Annotated in this window: 23 protein-coding genes; 20 read left to right on the top strand and 3 right to left on the bottom strand. The window is 71.6% G+C overall.

The window, feature by feature from the left end:
• Positions 1–6: 6 nt before the first annotated feature.
• The 10 genes from ACZ6YG_RS43875 to hydA all read left to right on the top strand — a co-directional run bounded on the left by ACZ6YG_RS43875 (position 7) and on the right by hydA (position 12,113).
• Positions 7–1,269, top strand: a complete 1,263-nt coding sequence (locus ACZ6YG_RS43875) for an amidohydrolase family protein (RefSeq protein ID WP_466021276.1) — start codon at positions 7–9, stop codon at positions 1,267–1,269.
• On the top strand, positions 1,266–3,317 hold the full coding sequence (locus ACZ6YG_RS43870; RefSeq protein ID WP_466021275.1) for a hydantoinase/oxoprolinase family protein: 2,052 nt from the start codon (positions 1,266–1,268) through the stop codon (positions 3,315–3,317). Before ACZ6YG_RS43875 ends, ACZ6YG_RS43870 begins: the two co-directional genes overlap by 4 nt.
• On the top strand, positions 3,314–5,047 hold the full coding sequence (locus tag ACZ6YG_RS43865) for a hydantoinase B/oxoprolinase family protein (RefSeq protein ID WP_219551905.1): 1,734 nt from the start codon (positions 3,314–3,316) through the stop codon (positions 5,045–5,047). Before ACZ6YG_RS43870 ends, ACZ6YG_RS43865 begins: the two co-directional genes overlap by 4 nt.
• Before the next feature lie 79 nt (positions 5,048–5,126).
• A complete protein-coding gene (locus ACZ6YG_RS43860; protein ID WP_187281118.1) occupies positions 5,127–6,725 on the top strand; it encodes an ABC transporter substrate-binding protein in 1,599 nt (532 codons plus the stop codon).
• Positions 6,726–6,751: 26 nt separating this feature from the next.
• Positions 6,752–7,816, top strand: a complete 1,065-nt coding sequence (locus ACZ6YG_RS43855) for an ABC transporter permease (RefSeq protein WP_148031063.1) — start codon at positions 6,752–6,754, stop codon at positions 7,814–7,816.
• On the top strand, positions 7,813–8,667 hold the full coding sequence (locus tag ACZ6YG_RS43850) for an ABC transporter permease (RefSeq protein WP_148031064.1): 855 nt from the start codon (positions 7,813–7,815) through the stop codon (positions 8,665–8,667). Before ACZ6YG_RS43855 ends, ACZ6YG_RS43850 begins: the two co-directional genes overlap by 4 nt.
• On the top strand, positions 8,664–9,533 hold the full coding sequence (locus tag ACZ6YG_RS43845; protein WP_466021274.1) for an ATP-binding cassette domain-containing protein: 870 nt from the start codon (positions 8,664–8,666) through the stop codon (positions 9,531–9,533). The genes ACZ6YG_RS43850 and ACZ6YG_RS43845 overlap by 4 nt, the downstream gene beginning before the upstream one ends.
• Positions 9,530–10,324 (top strand): ATP-binding cassette domain-containing protein, encoded by a 795-nt coding sequence (locus tag ACZ6YG_RS43840; protein ID WP_261808486.1) that lies wholly within the window; start codon positions 9,530–9,532, stop codon positions 10,322–10,324. Before ACZ6YG_RS43845 ends, ACZ6YG_RS43840 begins: the two co-directional genes overlap by 4 nt.
• A gap of 11 nt (positions 10,325–10,335) precedes the next feature.
• Positions 10,336–10,722, top strand: a complete 387-nt coding sequence (locus ACZ6YG_RS43835; protein WP_148031067.1) for an allophanate hydrolase-related protein — start codon at positions 10,336–10,338, stop codon at positions 10,720–10,722.
• Positions 10,719–12,113, top strand: a complete 1,395-nt coding sequence (gene hydA, locus ACZ6YG_RS43830) for a dihydropyrimidinase (RefSeq protein WP_466021273.1) — start codon at positions 10,719–10,721, stop codon at positions 12,111–12,113. Before ACZ6YG_RS43835 ends, hydA begins: the two co-directional genes overlap by 4 nt.
• On the opposite strand, the gene ACZ6YG_RS43825 is transcribed toward hydA, so the two are convergent.
• The gene (locus tag ACZ6YG_RS43825; RefSeq protein WP_148031069.1) at positions 12,088–12,600 is read right to left on the bottom strand and encodes an Lrp/AsnC family transcriptional regulator; all 513 of its coding nucleotides are present in this window, start codon (positions 12,598–12,600) and stop codon (positions 12,088–12,090) included. The two genes, hydA and ACZ6YG_RS43825, sit on opposite strands and share 26 nt — an antisense overlap.
• Before the next feature lie 93 nt (positions 12,601–12,693).
• Between ACZ6YG_RS43825 and ACZ6YG_RS43820 the strand changes: the two genes are divergently transcribed.
• Both ACZ6YG_RS43820 and ACZ6YG_RS43815 read left to right on the top strand, forming a co-directional pair.
• The gene (locus ACZ6YG_RS43820; protein ID WP_219551420.1) at positions 12,694–13,137 is read left to right on the top strand and encodes a rhodanese-like domain-containing protein; all 444 of its coding nucleotides are present in this window, start codon (positions 12,694–12,696) and stop codon (positions 13,135–13,137) included.
• Positions 13,138–13,246: 109 nt separating this feature from the next.
• Positions 13,247–14,005, top strand: coding sequence for a FadR/GntR family transcriptional regulator (locus ACZ6YG_RS43815; RefSeq protein ID WP_148031071.1), 759 nt, complete (start codon positions 13,247–13,249; stop codon positions 14,003–14,005).
• 31 nt (positions 14,006–14,036) lie between these two features.
• Here ACZ6YG_RS43815 and ACZ6YG_RS43810 read toward each other — a convergent pair whose 3' ends face one another.
• Together ACZ6YG_RS43810 and ACZ6YG_RS43805 are read right to left on the bottom strand one after the other, a co-directional pair.
• Positions 14,037–14,552 carry a nuclear transport factor 2 family protein gene (locus tag ACZ6YG_RS43810; protein WP_466021272.1) on the bottom strand — a complete coding sequence of 172 codons (516 nt, stop codon included), beginning with the start codon at positions 14,550–14,552 and terminating at the stop codon, positions 14,037–14,039.
• Positions 14,553–14,560: 8 nt separating this feature from the next.
• The gene (locus ACZ6YG_RS43805; RefSeq protein WP_148031073.1) at positions 14,561–14,902 is read right to left on the bottom strand and encodes a DUF4286 family protein; all 342 of its coding nucleotides are present in this window, start codon (positions 14,900–14,902) and stop codon (positions 14,561–14,563) included.
• Between the two features lie 84 nt (positions 14,903–14,986).
• Here ACZ6YG_RS43805 and ACZ6YG_RS43800 point away from each other — a divergent pair, with 84 nt between their 5' ends.
• From ACZ6YG_RS43800 to ACZ6YG_RS43765, 8 genes are all read left to right on the top strand, one after another.
• Positions 14,987–15,850: a TIGR03619 family F420-dependent LLM class oxidoreductase gene (locus ACZ6YG_RS43800; protein WP_466021271.1), complete on the top strand. Its 864-nt coding sequence runs from the start codon at positions 14,987–14,989 to the stop codon at positions 15,848–15,850.
• A gap of 371 nt (positions 15,851–16,221) precedes the next feature.
• Positions 16,222–17,301 (top strand): ABC transporter substrate-binding protein, encoded by a 1,080-nt coding sequence (locus ACZ6YG_RS43795; RefSeq protein ID WP_187281120.1) that lies wholly within the window; start codon positions 16,222–16,224, stop codon positions 17,299–17,301.
• Positions 17,302–17,316: 15 nt separating this feature from the next.
• Complete coding sequence (locus tag ACZ6YG_RS43790) at positions 17,317–18,150, top strand: ABC transporter ATP-binding protein (protein ID WP_148031076.1); 834 nt, start codon at positions 17,317–17,319, stop codon at positions 18,148–18,150.
• Positions 18,150–19,034 (top strand): ABC transporter permease, encoded by an 885-nt coding sequence (locus ACZ6YG_RS43785; RefSeq protein ID WP_219551424.1) that lies wholly within the window; start codon positions 18,150–18,152, stop codon positions 19,032–19,034. The genes ACZ6YG_RS43790 and ACZ6YG_RS43785 overlap by 1 nt, the downstream gene beginning before the upstream one ends.
• Complete coding sequence (locus tag ACZ6YG_RS43780; protein WP_466021270.1) at positions 18,989–19,609, top strand: hypothetical protein; 621 nt, start codon at positions 18,989–18,991, stop codon at positions 19,607–19,609. The genes ACZ6YG_RS43785 and ACZ6YG_RS43780 overlap by 46 nt, the downstream gene beginning before the upstream one ends.
• Positions 19,609–20,406: an SDR family NAD(P)-dependent oxidoreductase gene (locus tag ACZ6YG_RS43775; RefSeq protein ID WP_466021269.1), complete on the top strand. Its 798-nt coding sequence runs from the start codon at positions 19,609–19,611 to the stop codon at positions 20,404–20,406. The genes ACZ6YG_RS43780 and ACZ6YG_RS43775 overlap by 1 nt, the downstream gene beginning before the upstream one ends.
• Positions 20,407–20,415: 9 nt before the next feature.
• Positions 20,416–21,651, top strand: a complete 1,236-nt coding sequence (locus tag ACZ6YG_RS43770; protein ID WP_466021268.1) for a cytochrome P450 — start codon at positions 20,416–20,418, stop codon at positions 21,649–21,651.
• A gap of 9 nt (positions 21,652–21,660) precedes the next feature.
• Positions 21,661–22,594, top strand: a 934-nt coding sequence (locus tag ACZ6YG_RS43765) for an MFS transporter (protein ID WP_466021267.1), incomplete at its 3' end; no start/stop codon positions are given.

Here is a 22,594-nt window from a genome sequence, read left to right as displayed (position 1 = left end):
GCGCCCGTGACCGAGCCCGTGTGGCTGTCCGGCGGTCACGTCGTGGACGTGCGATCCGGATCGATCCGGCGGGACACCAACGTCGTCGTACGCGACGGCCGGATCGAACGGATCACCAGCGACGCCCCGCCCCCCGGAGCGCGCACCGTGCCCCTGGGCGGACGCTACCTGCTGCCCGGGCTGATCTCGGTGCACACCCACCTGTCGGTGGTCTACCCGTTCTCGGACAACGACGAGTCGGAGAACCCCGGCATCACGGCTCTGCGCGCGCTGTCCAGAGCTCGCGAGGCGCTGTACGCGGGAGTCACCACCATCCGGACCGTGCACGAGCAGAACCGCGCCGACCTCCTCGTCCGCACCGCCGCAGGCCAGGGCTGGGTGGAGGCGCCGCGGATCGTGGGCGCCGGCCGGGCGATCTCCACGACCGGCGGCCACGGGCAGGGCAGCGGCTGCGCCTACGCCGACGGCTACGACGCCTTCCTGCGCGCCGCCCGCACGGAACTGGCCGCCGGGGCCGACCTCATCAAGATCTTCATCACCGGCGGCATCGCTCACCAGGGCGAGTCGTTCAACGGCGCGCAGATGACCGTCGACGAGATGCGCGCCGTGGTCCGCGCCGCCGACGAGCACGGCACGTACGTGACCGCGCACGCCGGCGCCGGCTCGGCCATCCGCGAGGCGCTCACCGCCGGGGTGCGCGGCTACGAGCACGCCTACGACCTCGACGAGGCCACCGCCAGGCAGATGGCGGCGCAGCGGGTCTACCTGACCCCGACGCTGTGCGTGACCCGCTGCCCCGACTGGATGGCCGAGCACGCCTTCACCCCGTGGCAGATCGAGCGGGCCCTGGAGGTCGGCCCCGGGCATCTCGCCAGCATCCGCACCGCCATCGCGGCCGGCGTCGCCGACCCGGCCGACCCGGAGAAGCCCGGGATCACCTTCCTGGCCGGCACCGACTACCCGCCCGGCGCGCCGATCGAGGACACCGTGGTCGCGGTCCGCGAGATGGAGTTCCTGGCCGAGGCCGGGCTCGACACCCACCAGGCGCTGCGCTCGGGCACCCTCGACGCGGCCCGCCTGACCGGTCTCGAAGGGCAGGCGGGCGTCGTGGAGGAGGGCCACCTCGCCGACCTGATCGTCACCGAGCGCGACCCGCTGAGCGACCTGTCGGCGCTGCGCCGGATCACCTTCGTCATGCAGGCCGGGCGGGTCGTCCGCGACGACCTGCCCGCCGTACCCGACCACCACGCCACGGAGGGCGCACAGTGAGCCAGGACTCCGGCCGCACCCGCTTCGCCGTCGACATCGGCGGCACCTTCGTCGACGCCATCTCCTACGACGACGCCACCGGCGAACTGCGGCTGCACAAGGCCTCCACCACCCCCGACGCCCCGGCACGCGGCGTCCTCGACGCGGTCGGCGGGCTCGCCGACCGGCTGGACGACGTGGAGGCGTTCGTCCACGGCACCACGCTGGGCCTGAACGCGATCCTCCAGCGGCGCGGCGCCGACGTCGGGATCATCACCAACGAGGGCTTCCGCGACCTGCTGGAGATCGCCCGCGCGAACGTGCCCTCCCAGTACATGTACGACTTCTCCTACGCCCCGCCGCCACCCCTCGTCCCGCGCCGGCACCGCGTCGGCGTGCCCGGCCGCGTCGACGCCCAGGGCACGGTGATCGAGCCGCTGGACGAGGACGCGGTGCGCGAGGCGGGCCGGGTGCTGGTGGAGGAGCACGGCCTGCGCTCGCTGGCCATCTGCTTCCTGCACTCGTACGCCAACCCCGAGCACGAGCGGCTGGCGGCGCGCATCCTGCGCGAGGCGTACCCCGAGGTGTCGGTCTCGACCTCGACCGACATCACCCGCGAGTACCGCGAGTACGAGCGGACCAGCACGGTCACCCTCGACGCCTACATCCGGCCGGTGCTGAACGACTACATCGCCACCCTGGAGTCGCGGCTGAACGACTCCGGGCTGACCCACCCGCTGCACATCATGCGCTCGGGCGGCGGCGCGATGACCTCCGAGCTGGCCCGGCAGGCGCCGCTGATGACCGTGCTGTCCGGGCCCGCGGGCGGCGTGGTCGGCGCCTCCTTCCTGGCCCGCGAGCAGAACCTGCCGAAGGTGATCACCTTCGACGTGGGCGGCACCAGCCTGGACTGCTGCGTGATCGAGGACGGCGAGCCCGGCGAGGTGCACGAAGCCGCCATCGACGGCTTCCCGCTGCTGATCCCGATCTTCGACATCCGCACCGTGGGCGCCGGCGGCGGCTCGATCGCCTGGATCGACGAGGGCCTGCTCAAGGTCGGCCCGCACAGCGCGGGCGCGGTGCCCGGCCCGGTGGCGTACCGCGCCGGCGGCACCGAGCCGACGGTCACCGACGTGGCGCTGGTCCTCGGCTACCTGGACCCCTCCGGGTTCCTGGACGGAGACATGACCATCGACGCCGACGCCGCCCGCGCCGCCGTGCGGACCGAGCTGGCCGAGCCTCTCGGCGTCGACGTCACCAAGGCGGCGGCGAGCGTCTTCCAGGTCCTGCTGGCCCGCACGGTCGGCGCGCTGCGCGAGATCACCGTGGAGCGGGCGCTGGACCCGAGGGAGTTCGCGCTGCTCGCGTTCGGCGGGGCGGGGCCGCTGCTGGCGCCCATGCTGGCCCGCGAGATGGGCATCGCCACCACGATCGTGCCGCAGGTCCCGGCCGCGTTCTCCGCCTTCGGCATGCTGATGTCGGACCTGGAGTACGAGTTCGCCACCACGGTCCTGCGCCCGCTGACCGACGAGACGCTGGCCGCGGTGGAGGACACGTTCGCCGAACTGGAAGGGCAGGGCGAGGAGGTGCTGTCCGCCCAGGGCGTCAAGCCCGAGGACCGCACCCTGATCCGCCGCCTGGACGTGCGCTACCACGGCCAGGAGCACAGCCTCGGCATCGACCTGGTGCCGGGCGACACCGCGGCGTCCGTGCTCGCCCGCTTCAGCGAGCAGCACGAGGCCCGCTACGGCCACGCGATGCCGGAGCCGGGCCAGATCCTGACGCTGCGGGTGCGCGCGGTGGGCCGGCTGGCCAAGCCGGGCCTGCGCGAGCTGCCGTCGGCCGGGACCGCCACCCCCGAGCCGATCGCCGAGCGCCCGGCGTTCGACGTCGCGACGGGCGAGACGGTCCCGTTCCCGGTATACGCGCGGGCCACCCTGGGCGCCGGCCACGAGGTGAGCGGGCCGGCCATCGTGGAGGAAGGCACCTCCACCACGGTCATCTTCGGAGACCAGCGGCTCACCGTCGACCGATACGGGCAACTGGTGATCACGGGAGGCCAGGCATGAGCACGGGCGAGCGGCTGGACGGCGCGACCGTCGAGGTGATCAGGAACTACCTGGTCTCGGTGGGCGAGCAGATGCGCCGCACCCTGGTCAGGGCGGCGTTCAACCCGGTCATCTACGAGGTGCTGGACTTCGGCATCTCGATCTACAACGCCGACCTGGACCTGACCGCCGAGGCGGCCGGCATCACCTCGTTCCTGGGCGCCAACGACTACGCCATCGTCAAGGGCGTGGAGTACGTCGGCCGCGAGAACCTCGCGCCCGGCGACGTCTACCTGCTGAACTATCCGTACTGGAGCGGCGCGCACTCCTACGACGCGATGCTCTTCGCCCCGGTGTTCCGGGACGGGCACGACGGCCCCGCGGCCTACCTGGCGGTCCGCGCCCACTGGATGGACCTGGGCGCCAAGGCCCCCGGCTACGTCCTGGACTCGACCGACATGCACCAGGAAGGCCTGATCTTCCCCGGCACGAAGATCGTGAGCGGTGGTGAGCCGGTGCGGGACATCATCGAGCTGATCCGGTTCAACTCCCGGCTGCCCGACCTGACCATCGGCGACTTCCACGCCCAGCTCGCGGCGCTGCGCACCGGCGAGAACCGGCTGGCCCAGGTGTGGGAGAAGTTCGGCGGCGAGACCGTGGACCAGGCCATCCGTCAGCTCATCGAGCACGGCGAGCGGGTCGCCCGCAAGGCCGTGGCCGCGCTGCCCGACGGCTCCTGGACCGCCGTGGACTACTGCGACGACGACGGCATCACCGACGACCTGATCCGGATGGAAGTCAAGGTCACCATCGACGGCGACCACATGGAGGTCGACTTCAACGGCTCCGACGGCGCCGTGCTGGGCCCGGTCAACCTGCCCATCGGCGCCACCGAGAGCCTGGCCAAGGCCACGTTCAAGGAGCTGACCAGCGCGGACGAGCCGTCCAACGCCGGGCACTACCGGGCACTGTCCGTCGTGGCCGACCCCGGCAACTTCTTCAACGCGCAGTACCCGGTGGCGACGTTCACCCAGTGGAGCGCCATCGTCGCCTTCGAACTGCTGCACAAGGCCCTGGCCCAGGTGCTCGACACCATCCCGGCCTCCTCCGGCGGCGACGAGCCGGGCTTCATGGCGCTCGGCAACGACCCGCGCACCGGCGCCGACTTCGTCATCAGCAACAACGAGGGCATCGGCTGGGGCGCGCGCAAGGACCGCGACGGCGCCAACGCCCAGCAGCACCCCTCGCAGAGCGTGGTCCGCAACACCCCGATCGAGGTGCTGGAGCACAAGTCGACCGTGTTCCACGAGCGGCTGGAGCTGATCCCCGACTCCTGCGGGGCCGGCCGCTTCCGCGGCGGCGTGGGCGTGCTGCGGCAGGTCCGCTACCTCGCCGACGGCGAGGTGCTGTCGATGAAGAAGAAGAGCAAGACCCGCCCCTGGGCGCTGGACGGCGGCCACGAGCCCGAGCCCAGCGAGATGGTGCTGTGGCCGGGCACCGACCGGGCCAAGCGGGTCGGCATGTACCGGGCGGCGATGCGGGCGGGGGACCGCTTCGTCAACCGCACCGCGGGCGGCGGCGGGTACGGCGACCCGCTCGACCGCGACCCGGCCGCCGTGGTCGCCGACGTGCTCGACGGCTACGTCAGCGCGGAGGCGGCGGAGCGGGTCTACGGCGTCGTCGTGGACGACTCCGGAGCCTGGCGGCCCACGCCGGCCAGAGCGGCGCGAACGGCCGCCCCGGAGTCCTGACCACGTGGGACACGGCAAGGCGCCGTGGCCGGAAGCAGGTGTTCGCCGCAACGGCGTACTCATGAAGGGTAGAAGATCCATGCACCACCGCATCCCCCCATCAGCGGGACCGTCCCGCCGGGTTCGTCCCCTGCGTCTGGTCGCGGCCGCCCTGGCCGCCTCCCTCGCCCTCGCGGCGTGCGGCGGCGGCGCCGGCTCCACCGGGGCAGGCGCGGACGCGCGCAAGCAGACCCTGATCATCGCCGAGAACGAGCCCCCGGCGACCTTCGACCCCGCCCAGGCGGACAACTCCACCGTGGACGAGGTGTCCATCCCGGCCTACGACACGCTGCTGCGGTACGAGGGCAACGAGCTGTCGCCGTCGGTCGCCACGGAGTGGAAGTTCGACGAGAAGGGCACCGCGCTCGACCTGACGCTGCGCGACGACGTGACCTTCCACGACGGCGCCAAGCTGACGGCCGCCGACGTGAAGTACACGCTCGACCGCGTCGCCCGGCTCGGCATCGGCGTCGCGTCCCTGGTGAGCGCCTACGACTCCACCGAGGTCGTGGACGACACCCACGTGCGGATCAACCTCAAGCAGCCGAACGCGCCGTTCGCCTCCGCGCTCACCCGCGTCTACCTGCTCAACTCCAAGCTCGTGACCGCCAACGCCGGCGACGACGACGGCCAGAAGTGGCTGGCCACCAACGACGCCGGGTCCGGCCCGTACAAGCTGGCCGGCTACACCGCCAACCAGGAGGCGCGCTTCACCCGCTACGACGGCTACTGGGGCGGGTTCACCAACCAGGCCAAGGACGTGGTGTTCCGCTACCTCCCGCAGGCCGCGACCCAGAAGACGGCGCTGGCCTCGGGCGACGTCGACATCGCGATGGACATCGCGCCCACCGACTGGGCCGGGATGGAGGGCTCCGGGTTCACGGTCGACAAGGCCGACACCAACGTCCAGCTGTACGTGTTCTTCAAGATGAAGGACTCGGCGGTGTCGAACCCGAAGCTGCGTGAGGCGATCGCGCACGCCTACGACTACGACCAGCACGTCAGCGCCATCCTCAAGGGAGCCGGCAAGAAGGCCGTCGGCGTCCTGCCCAGCGGCATGACCTGCTTCGACGAGACCACGCCGCAGCCGGTCAGGGACGTGGCCAAGGCGAAGCAGATCCTGGCCGACGCCGGGCTGAGCGGCGTCACGCTCACCATGACGTACCTGAAGGCCACGGCGGAGATGGAGCAGGCCGCCACGCTGCTGCAGTCCAACCTGTCCGAGATCGGCGTCAAGCTGAACCTGGAGGCCATCACCTACCCGCAGTACGTCGAGCGGCTGAAGACCAACGAGACCACGCCGGACCTCGGCATGATCTACGGCTTCCCGCCGTACCCGGACCCGGACGCGGTGCTGTACCTGCAGTTCCACTCCAGCTTCGCCAACGGCGGGCTGAACAGCGGCGGCTACGACAACGCCGAGGTCGACAAGCTCACCGAGCAGGGCCAGCAGGCGACCGACGAGGCCGAGCGGTGCGCCGCGTACAGCGAGGCCCAGAAGCTCATCGCCGCCGACCACTACGCCGTCAACCTGGCGAACTCGCAGTACGTGACGGTCCTGCGCCAGGGCCTGACCGGCTACACCTACCAGCCGGCCCACCACCAGACCGTGGACGTCTACAAGATCCAGGTCGGCTGAGCCGCGGTACGAGGAGGGACCCCCGCATGGCCCGTTTGCTGCTCCGGCGGCTCGTCACGAGCGTCGTCGTGCTGGTCGGCCTGGCCGTCGTCACGTTCCTGATGACCCAGGTGCTGCCCGGCGACCCGGCCCGCGCCGCCGCCGGGCGCAACGCGACAGCCGAGCAGGTGGCCGCCGTCGCCGCCCGGCTGGGCCTGGACCAGCCGGTGTGGGACCAGTTCCTGGCCTACATGGGCCGGCTGTTCCAGGGAGACATCGGGACGTCGGTGTTCACCCAGCGCCCGGTGCTGGAGGATGTCGCGGCCATGCTGCCCTCCTCGCTGGAACTGGTGCTCGCCGCCATGGTGATCAACATCGTGGTGGCGGTGCCGCTGGGGACGTACGCCGCCTGGCGGAGCGGCCGGGCGGCGGACGCCGCCGCCCGGCTGATCACCCTGCTGGGCGCGGCCGTGCCGGTGTTCTGGCTCGGCCTGATGCTCCAGCTGGTGTTCGCCGCCGAGCTCAGGGTGCTGCCCCTCACCGGGCAGCTCTCCTTCGGCCGCCAGGTGCCGGCCATCACCGGCATGACCTCGGTGGACGCGCTGCTCAGCGGGGACATGGCGGCCTTCGGCGACGCCATGGCCCACCTGCTGCTGCCGGCCGTGACGCTCGCCGCGTCGTTCGTGGCGGTGGTGGCCAGGACCGTGCGCTCCTCCATGCTCACCGCGCTGAGCTGCGACTACATCGCGCTGGCCCGGGCGACCGGCGCGTCGGAGTTCCGCGTGGTGGTGCGGCACGGGCTGCGCAACGCGCTGGTGCCCGCCAGCACCATCCTCGGCATGCAGCTCGGCTGGATGCTCGGCTCCACCGTCCTGGTCGAGTCCGTCTTCGGCAGGACCGGCATCGGCTCCTACGCGGTGACCGCGGTGCTGCAGAACGACCTTTACGCCGTGATCGGCACGGTTCTCGTGATCGGAGTGGTCTTCGTGCTGGCGAACATCGCCGTCGACCTCGTCCAGCTCTGGCTGAACCCGAGGCTGCGCCACACCGGCGCCCGCGCCCGGCGCACGACCGTACCTTCCGAGACCCCCGCGACGGAGGTGCCGGCATGAGCGCGCACGCCGCCGCCAAGCCGCGGACCCGGCGCCGGGTGCCCGTCGTGGAGGGGATCGCCCTCGCCGTGGCGGCGCTCGTGGTGCTGATGGCCGTCGCCGGGCCGCTGCTCGCCCCGTACGACCCGTACGCGGTGGACCTCTCCCGGTCGCTCCTGCCGCCGTCGGCCGAGCACTGGCTCGGCACCGACTCCAACGGCCGGGACGTGCTGAGCCGGGTCCTGTACGGCGCCCGCGTCACCCTGCCGGCGACCCTCGTCGTCATCGCCGCCTCCACGCTGATCGGCCTGCTGATCGGCACGCTCGCGGCGCTCGGCGGGAAGGTCGTCGACGAGGTGCTCATGCGGATCACCGACATCGGGCTGTCGCTGCCGGCGATCATCCTGGCCCTCGGCCTGGCCGCCGCGCTCGGGCCCGGCCTGTCCTCCGCGGTCATCGCGCTGTCGCTCACCTGGTGGCCGGGTTACGCCCGGCTGGTGCGCACGCTCGTCCGCGAGGTCAAGGACGCCGAGTACGTCGACGCGGCCCGCGTCATGGGCGTCCCGCAGGGACGGCTGATCTTCCGGCACATCCTGCCCAACGCGCTCAACACGCTCTACGTGCAGACCACGGTGGACGTGGGCGCGGTGATGCTGGTGATCTCCGGCCTGTCCTTCATCGGCGTGGGCGCCCAGGTGCCCTCGTCCGAGTGGGGCGCGATGATCGCCGGTGAGGCCAACAACCTCACCAACGCCTGGTGGGCCGTGGCCTTCCCGGGCCTGGCCCTGCTGCTGACCGCCCTGGCGTTCAACCTGGTGGGCGACTGGCTGCGGGTGCGCAACGACCCGACGATCCGTCAGGAGGCGCGATGAGCACCGACCCCCTGCTCCGCATCCGGGACCTGCGGGTGTCCTACCCGGCGGCGGGAGGCGCGGGAGGCGCGGGAGGCATGGCCGAGGTCGTCCACGGCGTGGACCTCGACCTCGCGCCCGGCGAGCGGGTCGCCCTGGTCGGCGAGTCGGGGTCCGGCAAGTCGGTCACGGCGCGGGCCGTGCTGCGGCTGGATCCGGACGCCCGGCTGTCCGGCGGGATCGAGCTGGAGGGCGTCGACCTGCTGGGGCTGCCGCAGCGCCGGATGCGCGAGATCCGCGGCGGCCGGGTCGGCCTGGTCTTCCAGGACCCGCTGGCTTCGCTCAACCCGGTGATGACCATCGGCCGCCAGGTCATGCAGCCGCTCGTCATCCGGGGCGTGTCCCGAAGGGTGGCCCGCCGCCGGGCGATCGAGCTGCTGGAACGGCTGGGCGTGCGCGACGCGGAGCACCGCGTCGACGACTACCCGCACCAGTTCTCCGGTGGCATGCGGCAGCGCGTGGTGATCGCCATCGCGGTCATCGCCGAGCCCGCGCTGCTCATCGCCGACGAGCCCACGACCGCGCTGGACGTGCGGGTGCAGGCACGGGTCCTGGAACTGCTGCACGAGCTGGCCGCCGAACGCGGCATGTCCATCCTGCTGATCACCCACGACCTGGGCATCGTCGCCGGGTTCGCCGAGCGGGCGGTGGTGATGCGCCACGGCCGGGCCGTCGAGACCGGCACCGTCGACCAGATCTACAACGCGCCCCGGCACGACTACACCAGGGCGCTGCTGGCCGCCGTCCCGCGCATCGGCGGCGACGTCACCCGGCCGCTGGCCGTCATCGGCGCCGCCGGGAACGCGCCCGAGGAGGAGGAATCGTGAGCGAGCCGCTGCTCCAGGTCCGTGACCTGGTCAAGACCTTCGGCGGGCGGCGCGTGCTGGGCGGCGTCTCCTTCGACGTGGCGCCGGGCGAGGTGCTCGGCCTGGTCGGGGAGTCCGGGTCGGGCAAGTCCACCACCGCGCGGTGCGTCACCCGGCTCACCCGCCCGGACAGCGGCCGGGTCCTCCTCGGCGGCCGCGACGTGCTCACCGCCGGGCGGCGCGAGCTGCGCGCCCTGCGGGCGGACATGCAGATGGTCTTCCAGGACCCGTACTCGTCGCTGAACCCGCGCATGACCGTGGCCGAGCTCGTCGGCGAGCCGCTGCTCGTGCACGGGCTGGAACCCGATCGCCGGCGGCGCCGCGAACGGGCCGCGGAACTGCTGGAGACGGTCGGCATGTCGGCCGAGCACCTGGACCGCCACCCGCGCTCCTTCTCCGGCGGGCAGCGCCAGCGCATCTCCATCGCCCGCGCCCTCGCGGTGGAGCCGCGGCTGCTCATCTGCGACGAGCCGGTCTCGTCGCTGGACGTGTCGGTCCAGGCCCAGGTGCTGAACCTGCTGCGCGACCTGCGCGAGCGGCTGGGCCTGTCCATCCTGTTCATCGCCCACGACCTGGCGGTCGTCTACTACCTCTGCGACCGGGTGGCGGTCATGCTCGACGGCGAGCTGGCCGAGATCGGCACCCGCGAGCAGATCTACGGCGAGCCGAGCCACCCCTACACCCGCTCGCTGCTCGACGCCGTGCCCGTCCCCGACCCGGCGCTCGCCAAGCGGCGCCACACCACCGCATGAAGGAGCACCACGTGGAGAATCTGCGCATGTTCGTCAACGGCCAGGCGATGTCGGGCGGCAGCCTGAACGCCGCGCTGGCCGGCGCGCGGTTCCTCGGACCGGCGACGACGGCGCCCCGCTACCGGTTCTACTCCGTACGCGACGAGTTCCCCGGCCTCCACCCGGTCGGCGACGGCTACGCGGTGCCCGGCGAGCTGTACGAGGTCACGTACGAGATCCTGCGCGACCACCTGCTGCCGGGCGAGCCGCCCGAGCTGGAGCTCGGCGTGATCGAGCTGGCCGACGGCAGCGGCTCGCTGTCGATGCGGATGCGCGCCGAGGCGCTGGAGGCGCCGGGCGTCGTGGACATCAGCGAGGCCGGCGGCTGGCGCGCGCACCTGGCCGGAGCCGGCGGATGAGCGACCCCGTGGTGATCCGCGGCGGCACGGTGGCGGAGGCGAGCTGGTGCGCCCCCGCCGACGTGTTCGTCGCGGACGGACGGGTGACCGCGCTGGCCGAGCCGGGCACGCCCGCGCCGCGCGGCACCGCCGAGATCGACGCCGGCGGCATGCTGGTGCTGCCCGGCGGCGTCGACCCGCACTGCCACGTCGGCTTCACCTCGGGTGACTTCACCTCACTCGACGACTACGCCCAGTGCACGACGGCCGCGGTGTTCGGCGGCACCACCACCATCGTGGACTTCGCCATCCCGCGCCCCGGCCAGGCTCCCGCCGACGCCGCGCACGCCCAGCGGGCCAAGGCGGCGGGCGGCCTGTGCGACAGCGCGCTGCACGCCTGCGTCGTGGACTGGGACGAGACGGTGCCCGACCAGCTCCGCTCACTGGTCGCCGACGGCATGCCGACGGTGAAGATGTTCACCACCTACCGCGGCGAGACGATGGCCGACGAGGACACGATCCTGCGCACCATGTCCACGCTGCGTGACCTGGGCGGCATGGTGGTGATCCACTGCGAGGCCAACCACATCATCGAGGACACCCAGACGCGCTGCTCGCACGACGGCCGGATCGGCGCCGAGCACATGGCGGCGACCCGGCCCGAGCTGGCCGAGACCGCGTCCGTGGCCGAGGTGCTGGCCATCGCCGAGTCCCTGAAGGCGCCGGTCTACTTCGTGCACCAGTCCACGCCGGAGGCCGTCGAGCTGGTGGCCGCGGCCAGGCGGCGCGGCCTGGCGGCCTACACCGAGTCCGTCGCGCACCACCTGGTGCTGGACGACGGGCTCTACGCCGGGGCCGCACCCGAGCGGTTCGTGTGCTGCCCGCCGCTGCGCCCGCGCCCGGTGGTGGACGGTCTCGCCCGCCACCTGGCCACCGGCGAGATCACCACGATCGGCAGCGACCACTGCTGTTACGACGTGGCGCAGAAGGAGTCACGCCGGTCCGACGTGCGCGCCATGCCGAACGGGCTGCCCGGCGTCGAGACCCGGCTGCCGGTGATCTTCTCGGAGTTCGTGGCGGGCGGCGCGCTGCCGGTCAGCCGGTTCGTCGAGCTGACCGCGGCCAACCCCGCCCGGACGAACGGCCTGTATCCCCGCAAGGGCACCCTCATGCCGGGCGCCGACGCCGACATCGCGATCTGGGACCCGTCCGCCCGCTGGACGATCACCTCAGGCGACCTGCACATGGCGACCGACTACACGCCGTACGAGGGGATGACGGTCACCGGCAGGCCGCGCACCGTCCTGGTCGGCGGCCGGGTGGTGGTCCACGACGGCGTGCTCGCCGACGCCACCCCGCGAGGCCGCCACCTGGCCGCGAACCCGATCACACCGGCGCCCGCCCGCCGCTGAGCGGAGGGCCGTCCGGCCCGGCGGGCGGTCCCGGCGGCAGCAGCGGTCGCGGCGGGAGCGGGGACGAGTAGACGACGCTCGTGGTGACGCCGCCGAGCGCGCCGATCCGGCCGCTCACCCGTTCCAGGTGCTTCATGTCCGTGGCGACGACCTTCATCACGAAGCAGTCGTCGCCCGTGACGTGATGGGCCTCGATCACCTCGGGGAGCTCGGCGAGCAGGCTGTGCAGCGGCTCGTAGGCGCTGCTCGGGTAGCGCAGGCGCAGGAAGGCCATGATCGTGAACCCGAGCCGCTCCGGGTCGACCTGGGCGCCGTAGCCGGTGATCACGCCCGCCTGTTCGAGCCGCCGGACGCGCTCCGCCGTCGCGCTGTGGCTCATGTTGATGCTCCGCGCCAGGTCCGCGACGCTCTGCCGGCCGTTCGCCTGGAGAGCCCGCAGGATGCTCGCGTCGACCTTGTCGAGCTCGTAAGGGACACTGAAGGTCATGTCCTAGATATTGCATCAAATTCCCCGCTATAGCGGTGGAATGCCGGTGATCGCCTCTTCAACCGAGGCTGGAGCCGTCAGTATCGTCGAGGCATGTCACCCGTCACTTCCGCCGCGAGCGCTCTCGTGGCCCACTTCGCCGGCAAGCTCCAGTTCGAGACGGACCCCTCCGACGTGCACGCCGACCAGGAACGCGGCGCCCGGTTCGTGCTGATCGACTCCCGGGGGGACGACGCCTGGACCCAGGGCCGCGTCACCGGCGCCGTCCACCTGCCGACCGCGCGGATCGCCCGTCGCGCGCCTCTGGAGATCCCCCTGGACATGCCGGTCGTCACCTACTGCTGGGGACCCGGCTGCAACGGCGCCACCCGCGCCGCGCTGGAGTTCGCCAAGCTCGGCTACCAGGTGAAGGAGATGATCGGCGGGTTCGAGTACTGGGCCCGCGAGGGCTACCCTGTCGAGGACGACCACGGCCGGGTCGTCCGCGCGGTGGACCCGCTCACCGCTCCCGCGCACGCCATCGGCTGCGACTGCTGACCCCGCCCGGCCGGGACCGGCTTCGCCGACGTCGCCACCAGGGGTGTATCAACCGCTATGGTTAGCATAGATTCAGGACCTCGGGCGATCACCTCCACGAAGGGGCGACATGACGAACGGTACCCGGCCGCCCAAGGCCGCGATGCTGGTGGCCCAGCGGATCATGCGTGACGTCAGCCGGGACGACCTCCACCCCGGCGACATGCTTCTGCCCGAGCGCATCATGCTGGAGAAGTACGAGATCGGGCGCGGCACGCTCCGTGAGGCCCTGCGGCTGCTGGAGTTCCACGGCGTCATCGCCCTCAAGCCCGGCCCCAAGGGCGGCCCGGTGCTGCTCGACCCCGACCCGTCCCACCTGGCCAGCACCATGCTGCTGCTCATGCAGGTCAAGCAGGCCCCGTTCCGGGCGATCATGGAGGTGCGGGCCACGCTGGAGCCCAAGACGGGCGCCCTGGCCGCCGAGCGCATGAGCGACGACCAGATCGCCGAGCTGGGCCGGTGCCTGGCCGACATGCGTGACCACATGGACGACGACTACATCTTCTTCGACACCAACCAGCGCTTCCACGACATCATCGCCTGGGGGTCGGGCAACGCGCTCTTCGGCTACATCGTCGACTCGCTGCTCGGCATCCTCGACGGCACCGTGGCCGCCGTCGACTACAGCGCCGTGGGCAGCGACTACCCGCAACGCAGGCGCAAGGCCATCCTCAAGGCCCACGAGGAGATCTACGCCATGATCGCCGCCCGCGACGCGGCGGGCGCGGAGGCCCGCATGCAGGAACACATCGACGCCTACGTCCGCTACGTCGAGCGCAAGCATCCGAAGCTGCTGGAGCAGACCATCCGCTGGGACGCGCGGTCCTGAGGTGGAGGGCCGCGAGCGGCCCTCCACCCGGTCACAGACCGGCCGGCCAGTCCGCCTTCTTCCAGGGGGCGCCCGCCCGCATGCGCAGCCGGTCGCCCAGCGCCTGCGGATACTCGCGGACGTCGACGAAGTACATGTAGGCCTGCACCCGCTCGCTGAACCGCCAGCCGTCAGGGCCGCGCCGGTAGCGGTCGTGGTAGCGGAGCGCGGTGATCATCGGCGCGCCGTCCCGCCACACCTCGGCGTGCGAGGAGACCAGCCCGGTGGCCACGTCCGGGTCCTCGTCGTCGAAGTCCACGACGTGGCCGTGGGTGAAGTGGTTCGTCGGCCCGAGGGCGGCGAACCGGCCGCCGAAGTAGGCGGCGATCGCCGCGACGCCCTTGCCCTTGCCGGGCCCGCTCATGGTGCGCAGCTCGGCGTCCTCGGTGAAGAGCGCGCAGACGCCGTCCAGGTCGCGCTCGTCCACCGCGAACCCGTACCGGACGGCCAGGCCGCGGATCTCCTCCAGGTCCTCCAGCCGGCGGATCCGGCTCTCCAGGTCGCTCATGTCCGTCCTCACTCCGGCAGCGGCAGGCCGTTCGCGGCCTCGTGGATCTGGACGTAGACGTTGCGGTAGAAGGTCTTGGCCTTGGCCTTCATGCGCTCGGTCGTCACCGTGCCGTTACGGTAGTTCTGCTGGTAGTCGGGGTTGTCGACGACGGAGACGTCCTCCAGCTCGTAGATGCACAGGTAGTTCGGCCGCCCGTCCAGCGCCTTGTACCTGCGCGCGCTCAGGAAGCCCGGCACCCGGCCGATCTTCTCGGGGATGTGCTCCTCCTCGTACCAGGTGTTGAACTCCTCGTCCAAGGAGTCGGGGATGTCGAACATGGCGACCATCACGCCTGGGCGCTTCGTCATGGTTGTGCCCTCCCGGGGGTCATAATTGGTATGCATGATTAGTATGGTGACCACGTTGCCATGTCAAGAAAAGGTGAGAGCGTCATGAAGGTGTCGGTGCGCTGTTTCGGCTTCCCGCTCACGTGGTACCGGCCCATCGCGGAGACGGCCGAGCAGGAGGGGTTCCACGGGCTGTGGATCCCCGACCACGTCGTCTCGCCGACCATGACCGACGGCAAGTACCCGTACAGCGCGCACGGCCGGCCGAGCTTCGACCCGGCGACGCCGTTCGCGGACCCGCTGGTGATGGCGGGCCACCTGGCGGCCGCGACCTCCCGGATCCGGCTGGGCATCGGCGTCTACGTGCTGCCGCTGCGCCACCCGCTCATCGCCGCGCGCTCGGTGATGTCCGCCCAGGAGCTGTCCGGCGGACGGCTCGTGCTCGGGGTCGGCGTGGGCTGGATGCGCACCGAGTTCGAGTCCCTGGACCAGGAGTTCTCCGGCCGCGGCGGCCGCACTGAGGAGATGCTGGACGTCATGCGCCGGGCCTGGACCGGAGAGCCGGTGCGGCACGAGGGCCGGTGGTACTCCTTCCCCGAGCTCACCATTGCCCCGCCGGTGACCGCGCCGGTGCCGGTGCTCATCGGCGGAGCCAGCGAGCGCGCCCTGGCCCGCGCCGTCCAGCACGGCGAAGGCTGGTACGGCCCTCCCGGCACGGCGGACCAGACCGCTACCTACGTCACCGCGCTCCAGGCGGAGCTGGAGCGCCAGGGCCGCGAGCGCTCCTCCTTCCACATCGTGGCGCGGGCCCCGGAGGACGAGCCGCTCGCCGGCGTCCGTGCGCTGGCCGAACGGGACGTGGACGAGGTCGTGCTGAACCTGCCCAGGGCCGTGGCGGAGGTCGGCGAGGTCACTGCCTGGATCACCGAGGCCGCGGCCCGGCTGCGCGCCGACGGCGCCCTCGCCTGAGCACGGCCCGCCAAGGGCCTGTTGAAGATCACGTCAACAGATCGAGGCGTCTCCGGACGGGGATCCGGGCGCGCCGGTGGCCGGGGCGTCCCCGCCGAGGCACCTGCCGCGCTATCAGTGATAACCAATCGTACGGAATCCACACAGGGCACAGGGTCGGGGCGCGGCGCGCTCCGGCCATCGCTTACCCTGCCCTCATGAGGGTCCGTCCGGGCCTGCCGAGTCCGTCACCGGCAAGATCTGGCTGCTCGCAGACGTTCCGGTGACGCCAAGTCGACGCCGGGAAATCGTTGACGTTGCGCTCTACTGTCCCTATCGTTATCAGGAATTATTGAGGCCTACCTGCACGCCCCCCGGAGATGAGCGCTCCTATGGTTCGTTCCACAAAACTCGTTGCCTCGGCCCTCGCGGTCCTGCTCACGGTTCTCGTCAGCGGATGCGCATCCTCCTCGCCGGAGGGTGGCGAGAGCGCCGCGTCCGGCGATGGCGGGCTGACCACGATCAGTTACATCGACGCCGGCTCGGCCTGTCTGTGCAGCTATCCCAGGCTGCAGGCGGAAGCCCAGGGCTACTTCGCCCAGCAGGGCATCGAGATCGACAACAAGACCTCCATCTTCAACGCCAACCAGCTGATCCAGGCCGTCGCCCAAGGTCAGGCCGACATCGCGCTCACCGGCGGGACCGCTCCGCTGGCCTCGGCCGCGGCCGGCAAGCTGGTCAAGGTGGTGGCGGTGCTCGGCGCCCCGGCGCCCGAGCAGATCACGCTCAACAACCAGACGCTGGAGAAGCTCGCCCAGAAGGGCGTCACGCCTGAGTCCCCGTACCAGGAGAAGCTCGCGGCGCTCAAGGGTTTGAAGATCGCTTCAGCGGCGACCGGCTCCACGACGGACCTCCTGTTCCGGCAGATCCTCACCCTCGGCGGCCTCAAGCCGGACAGCGACGTGACGATCCAGCCGTTCAGCGACGCCGCCGCCGGCACCGCCGCGGTCAAGCAGGGCGCGTCCGACGGGCTCGCCGGGTTCCCCAGCCAGACCACCGGCCCCGAGGCCGACGGCTGGGGCAAGGTGTTCATCGACATCGTCAAGGACGCCCCCGAAGCGGCGAACATCCCCTACATCGTGGTGGCCGTCAACCCGGACTTCCTGAAGAACCAGCCCGACGCGGTGACGAAGTTCCTCAAGGCGATGACGCAGGCCCGTGACGACGCCAAGGACTTCAGCCAGGAGCACAGCGACGCCCTGCACCAGAAGTTCTTCGCCAGCACCAGCGACGCCGCGTGGAAGACCGGCATCGAGGCGATCCTGCCCGTCTTCACCGGCAGCATCGTGCCCACCCAGGAGCTCGCCGACAACCTGATCAAGGTCTACAACATCGGCAAGCCGGACCCGGTCTCCGTGCCGTTCGAGGAGCTCTACGACACCGAGCTCGTCAAGGCCCTGCCGGACGCCTGAGTGAGGGAGAGACCCGTGTCCAGCATCGGAACATCGACCGAGCGCGCGTCCGCCGCGGCGGCACAGGCGGACGACCGTCCGATCGCGGTGAGCTACCACCAGGTCGGGCGCACCTTCACCACCGCCAAGCGCACGTTCACCGCCGTGCAGGGGATCGACCTGGAGATCCGCAAGGGCGAGTTCATCTGCATCATCGGCCCCAGCGGCTGCGGCAAGAGCACCCTGCTCAACATGGCCGCCGGCCTGCTCACCCAGAGCACGGGCGAGGTGCTCTACGACGGCAAGCCCATCAACGGCATCAACAACGACGTCGGCTACGTCACCCAGAAGGACACCCTGCTGCCCTGGCGGACCGTGGAGAAGAACGTCTCGCTCCCGCTGGAGGTGCAGAAGGTGCCCCGCCGGGAGCGCAAGGAGCGGGTCGCCCAGGTGCTCGACCTGGTCGGCCTCGGCCAGTACGGCAACAGGTACCCGTCGCAGCTGTCCGGCGGCATGCTCAAGCGCGCCGCCCTCGCGCAGACCCTCGTCTACCGTCCCAACACGCTGCTGATGGACGAGCCCTTCGGCGCGCTCGACGCGCAGCTGCGGCTCAACCTGCAGCGGCAGACCCTGGAGATCTGGGAACGCGAGCGCAAGACCGTGCTGTTCGTGACCCACGACCTCGAAGAGGCCATCCTCATGGCCGACCGCGTCGTGGTGTTCGGCGCGAACCCGGGGCGGATCATCCACGTCGAGCCCATCACCTTCGCCCGGCCCCGCGACTTCGGATCGCTGCGCACGGACCCCGAGTTCGCCGCGGTCTGGTCACGGCTGTGGGCGCTGCTCAGCCCGCAGATGGAGGATCACTGATGACCAGGTCCGACACGATCGAGGCCGGCCGGCCGGAGGCCGCCCCGAAGCCGGTCGGCGCGCCGGCGGTCTCCGGCGGGCTCAACCCGAGGCTGACCCGGCGCCTGCTGATCACCGCGATCCAGGTGGCGCTGCTCGTCGCCGGGCTCGCGGCCTGGGAGTACTTCGCCGGCAAGCCCGGCGAGCCGCACGTCCTGATCGACCAGTACTACGTCAGCAAGCCGTCCCTCATCTGGGAGGCCATGGGCCTCTGGGTCTCGCAGAACCTGCTGTGGCCGAGCCTGTGGGTCACGCTGCAGACGACCGTGATCGGGTTCGTGCTGGGCGCGCTCGCCGGCCTCGTGGCCGGGTTCGTCCTCGGCGTCAGCCCGTTCCTCGCCGCCGTCTGCCAGCCCTTCGTGGACGCGATCTACGCGATCCCGCGGCTGGCCCTGGTGCCGCTGTTCATGCTCTGGTTCGGCATCGGCATCGGCTCCAAGCTGGCCCTGGTCATCAGCGTGGTCGCCTTCCTCGTCTTCTACTCCACGTACGCGGGGGTCAAGGACGTCGACCACCTGCTGGTGGACAAGCTCCGGCTCATGCGGGCCAGCCGCCTGCAGGTGCACCTGAAGGCCACCCTGCCCTCGGCGATGACGTTCATCATCTCCGGCCTGAGCGTGTCGGCCCCGTACGCGCTCGTGGTCGCGGTGACGGCCGAGATGATGTCGTCCAACCGCGGGCTGGGATACCTGCTCGTGCAGTCGGCCAACCAGTTCGACACCGCCGGCACGTTCGCCGCGATCTTCGTGCTCATGATCGTGGGCATCGCCCTGATGCTGCTGATCCGGCTCATGGAGATGTGGCTGCTCCGCTGGAAGCCCAAGCGGCCGACCGGGCGGGCCTGATGGAGACGTTCATCGCGCTCGGCCCCGCCGGGCTGCCCGCCCCTGACGGGGCCGCCGTCTGGTCGCTGGCGCGCGACATCGGCGAGAACGACACCGTCTTCCCCGTCCTGGCGCTCGCCCGCGTGACCGGTCCCGGCGCGCTCGGCCCCGGGTTCGGTGACGTCGCCTGGCGGGCCGTGCCGCAGACCGGATGGGTCAGCCCTTCGGCGTCCGAGTCCCTGCCCGAGGACCATCGGGAGATCTTCGTGGTCTTCAACAACGCCGTCCAGGGCCGGGAGGACGAGTACGCCCGCTGGTACGACCAGGTGCACCTCGCCCACACCTTCGAGCACATGGGATTCGAGGGCGCCCAGCGCTTCGCCCTGGAGCCGGTCGGCGGGCAGAGCCCGCCCTACCGCTACCTCACCCTGTACGCGGTGCCCGAAGGCGGGATCGGCCGGTGCGAGGAGCGCCGGATCGCCGTGGGGGAGGAGCGCGAGCGCGCCGCCCGCGCCGGCCGGGAGCCCGAGGTGCCGGTGAGCGACGCGCTCACCGGGCCCCGCCACGCCAACTACTTCAGAAAGGTCCCCGGCTGATGTCAGACGTGTCAGGTCTGCGGTTCCTCATCACCGGCGGCGCGAGCGGCATCGGCGCCGAGACGGCGCGCCTGGCCGCGGCCCGCGGCGCGACGGTGGTCATCGCGGACATCGCCGACGACGCGGCCAGGCGGCTGGCCGCCGAGATCGGCCCCCGCGCCGACTACGTGCGCGGCGACATGAGCGACCCCGCCTCGATCACCGAGATGGTGGAACGTGCCACCGCTCTCATGGGCGGCCTCGACGTGCTGCACAACAACGCCGGCGTGGCCGACGCCGTGGTGAGCCGCACCCTCGGCATCGAGGACTTCGGCTCGGAGGAGTGGGACCGGGTGCACGCCGTCAACCTGCGCGGCCCGTACCTCGCCGCCCGCGCCGCGCTGCCGCACCTGCGGCGCAGCGAGAACCCCTCCATCATCAACGCCGCCTCGATCGCCGCCGGCCTGGCCCGGCCGCACACCCTCGCGTACGCGGCCAGCAAGGCCGGAGTGGCCCAGCTGACCCGCAGCCTGGCGCTGGAGCTCGCCCCCGACGGCATCCGGGTCAACTGCTACGCGCCCGGGATGATCGAGACCGAGATGGCCTCGCGCTACATCGCCTCCCGCCCCGACCCCGAGGCCACCCGCCGGGACGTCCTGGCGAACTACCTCAGCCGTTCCATCGGCAAGCCGCGTGACGTGGCCGAGGTCGTCTGCTTCCTGGCGAGCCCCGCCGCCGCGTTCGTCAACGGCGCGGTGTGGAGCGTCGACGGCGGGTTCACGGCCTGGAAGGCCACCGGGTCCGAGCTGGAGTCGTGAGGAGTTGTGATGACTGATCGTGGTCTGCCGGAGCTGCTGTCCCCGGAGGTCGCCGCCGACCCGCACGCCTTCTACCGCCGCCTGCGCGCCGAGGCGCCGGTCGTCTGGGACGAGAGCGTGCGGGCGTACCTGGTCAGCAGGTACGAGGACGTCGCGCGGGTGTACAAGAACCCGGTCTTCAGTACGAAGGCGTACGAGTGGCAGCTCGAACCGGTGCACGGCAAGACGATCCTGCAGATGGACGGCACCGAGCATGCCCGGCACCGGGCCCTGGTGTCTCCCGCCTTCCGGGGCAAGAGCCTGGACCGGCTGCACCCGATGCTCATGCGCAACGCGGGCGCCGTGGTGGAGGAGATCGTGCTGCGCGCCGCGACGGACCTCGCCGGGGAGCTGGCCGGGCGGCGTGACGTCGACCTGGTGCGCGACTTCGCCAACTACTTCCCGGTGTACGTGATCGCCGACCTGCTCGGCTTCGACAAGGAGGACCACCCGAGGTTCCTGCGGTGGTACACCGCCGTGATCCGGGTCATCTCCAACCTCGGCCGCGACCCCGAGATCATCGCCGAGGCCGCCGCCATCCGGGCGGAGATCAGCGAGTTCGTCACCCCGTTCATCGCCGAACGGCGGGCGAACCCCGGAGAGGACCTGCTGTCGGTCCTGGCCACCGCCGAGATCGACGGCGAGCCGCTCGCCGACGACGAGATCAGGGCGTACGTCAGCCTGCTGCTGACGGCCGGGGCGGAGACGACCGACAAGACCTTCGCGAGCCTGTTCCGCAACCTGCTCGCCGACCCCGGCCAGTTCGAGCGGATCAGGCATGACCGCTCGCTGGTCGTCAAGGCGGTCGCCGAGACGCTGCGGTTCTCCCCGCCGACGCAGATCAACACGCGGGAGACGACGGAGGACGTCGAGCTCGGCGGCGTGCTCATCCCGGCGGGGTCCACGGTGCTGGTGCTCATCGGCTCGGCCAACCGCGACGACCGGCGCTACGCCGATCCCGACCGGTTCGTGCTGGAACGCGATGACCTGGACGCGACCAAGGCGTTCTCGGGAGCGGCCGACCATCTGGCGTTCGGCTCCGGGCGGCACTTCTGCCTGGGAGCCATGCTGGCGAAGGCGGAGCTGGAGATCGGCGTGAACCTCTTCCTGGACCGGTTCCCGGAGATGCGGCTGGCCGACCCTGAGGCGGCGGGTGACGTCGGGCTGAAGATGCGCGGGCCGCGTACCGTGCCCGTGACCCTGTAGCGGGAACGGGTGGAACCGGCCGAGACCGTCCAGGCGTTCCGGCCGGTGCCCGCCGGCGGGCGGGCGTGGTGGGCGGCCATCCTCATGCTGGCGGCGGTGGTGTCCACCCCGATCCTGGTGGGTGTCCTGGCCGTCGAGATCCAGGCCGACCTGGGCATCGGCGACGGCGCGCTCGGGCTGTGCGTGACCGCGTTCTGGGCGTGCACCGGGCTCACCGCCCTGGCCGGCGGCCGTCTGATCGACCGCGCCGGCTGGCGGCGCGCGGCCCTGGCGGGGCTGGCGGTCAGCCTGGTGAGCCAGCTCGGCGTCGCCACGAGCGGGTCGGTCGCGGCGCTGCTGGCGTGGCTGGTCGTCGCGGGCGTGGGGTACGGGGTGGTCGCGCCCGCCAGCAACCTGGTCGTGGTCCGGGAGATCCCCGCCCGGCTGCGCGGCACGGCGCTGGGCGCCAAGCAGTCGGCGACCCCCGTCGTCGCCCTCCTGGCCGGGCTCGCCGTCCCCCTGGTGGCCCTGACCATCGGCTGGCAATGGGCCTTCGTCCTCGCCACCCTCCTGACCGTGGCCGCAGCCGCAACCAGCCTCCCCCGCACCCGGCCCTCACCTCGGGCCGCCCGTCCGGAGCACACCCCCGCGTCCACGTCACCGGCCGCAAGCTCCTCTCACGCGAACCAAGACCCGCCGACGACTACGCCCACGAGGCAACCCGCACGCAAAGATCAAGATTCGGCGGGGTCCGCAGAAGAGACGCGGCCCACGCCTGCGGGTCCGGGCCCTACGGCGAGTGCGGGGTCTGTGGCGGCGGTCGGGGAGGCGCGGTCTGAGAGCGCGGGTTCGGGGCTTGTGGCGAGTGCGGGGTCTGTGGCGGCGGTCGGGGAGGCGCGGTCTGAGAGCGCGGGTTCGGGGCTTGTGGCGAGTGCGGGGTCTGTGGCGGTGGCCGCTGGGGAGG

This window comes from Nonomuraea sp. NPDC054003 (genome assembly GCF_055585125.1).
Note: the sequence above shows the minus strand (reverse complement) of the source record. Positions and strands in the feature narration are given on the sequence as shown.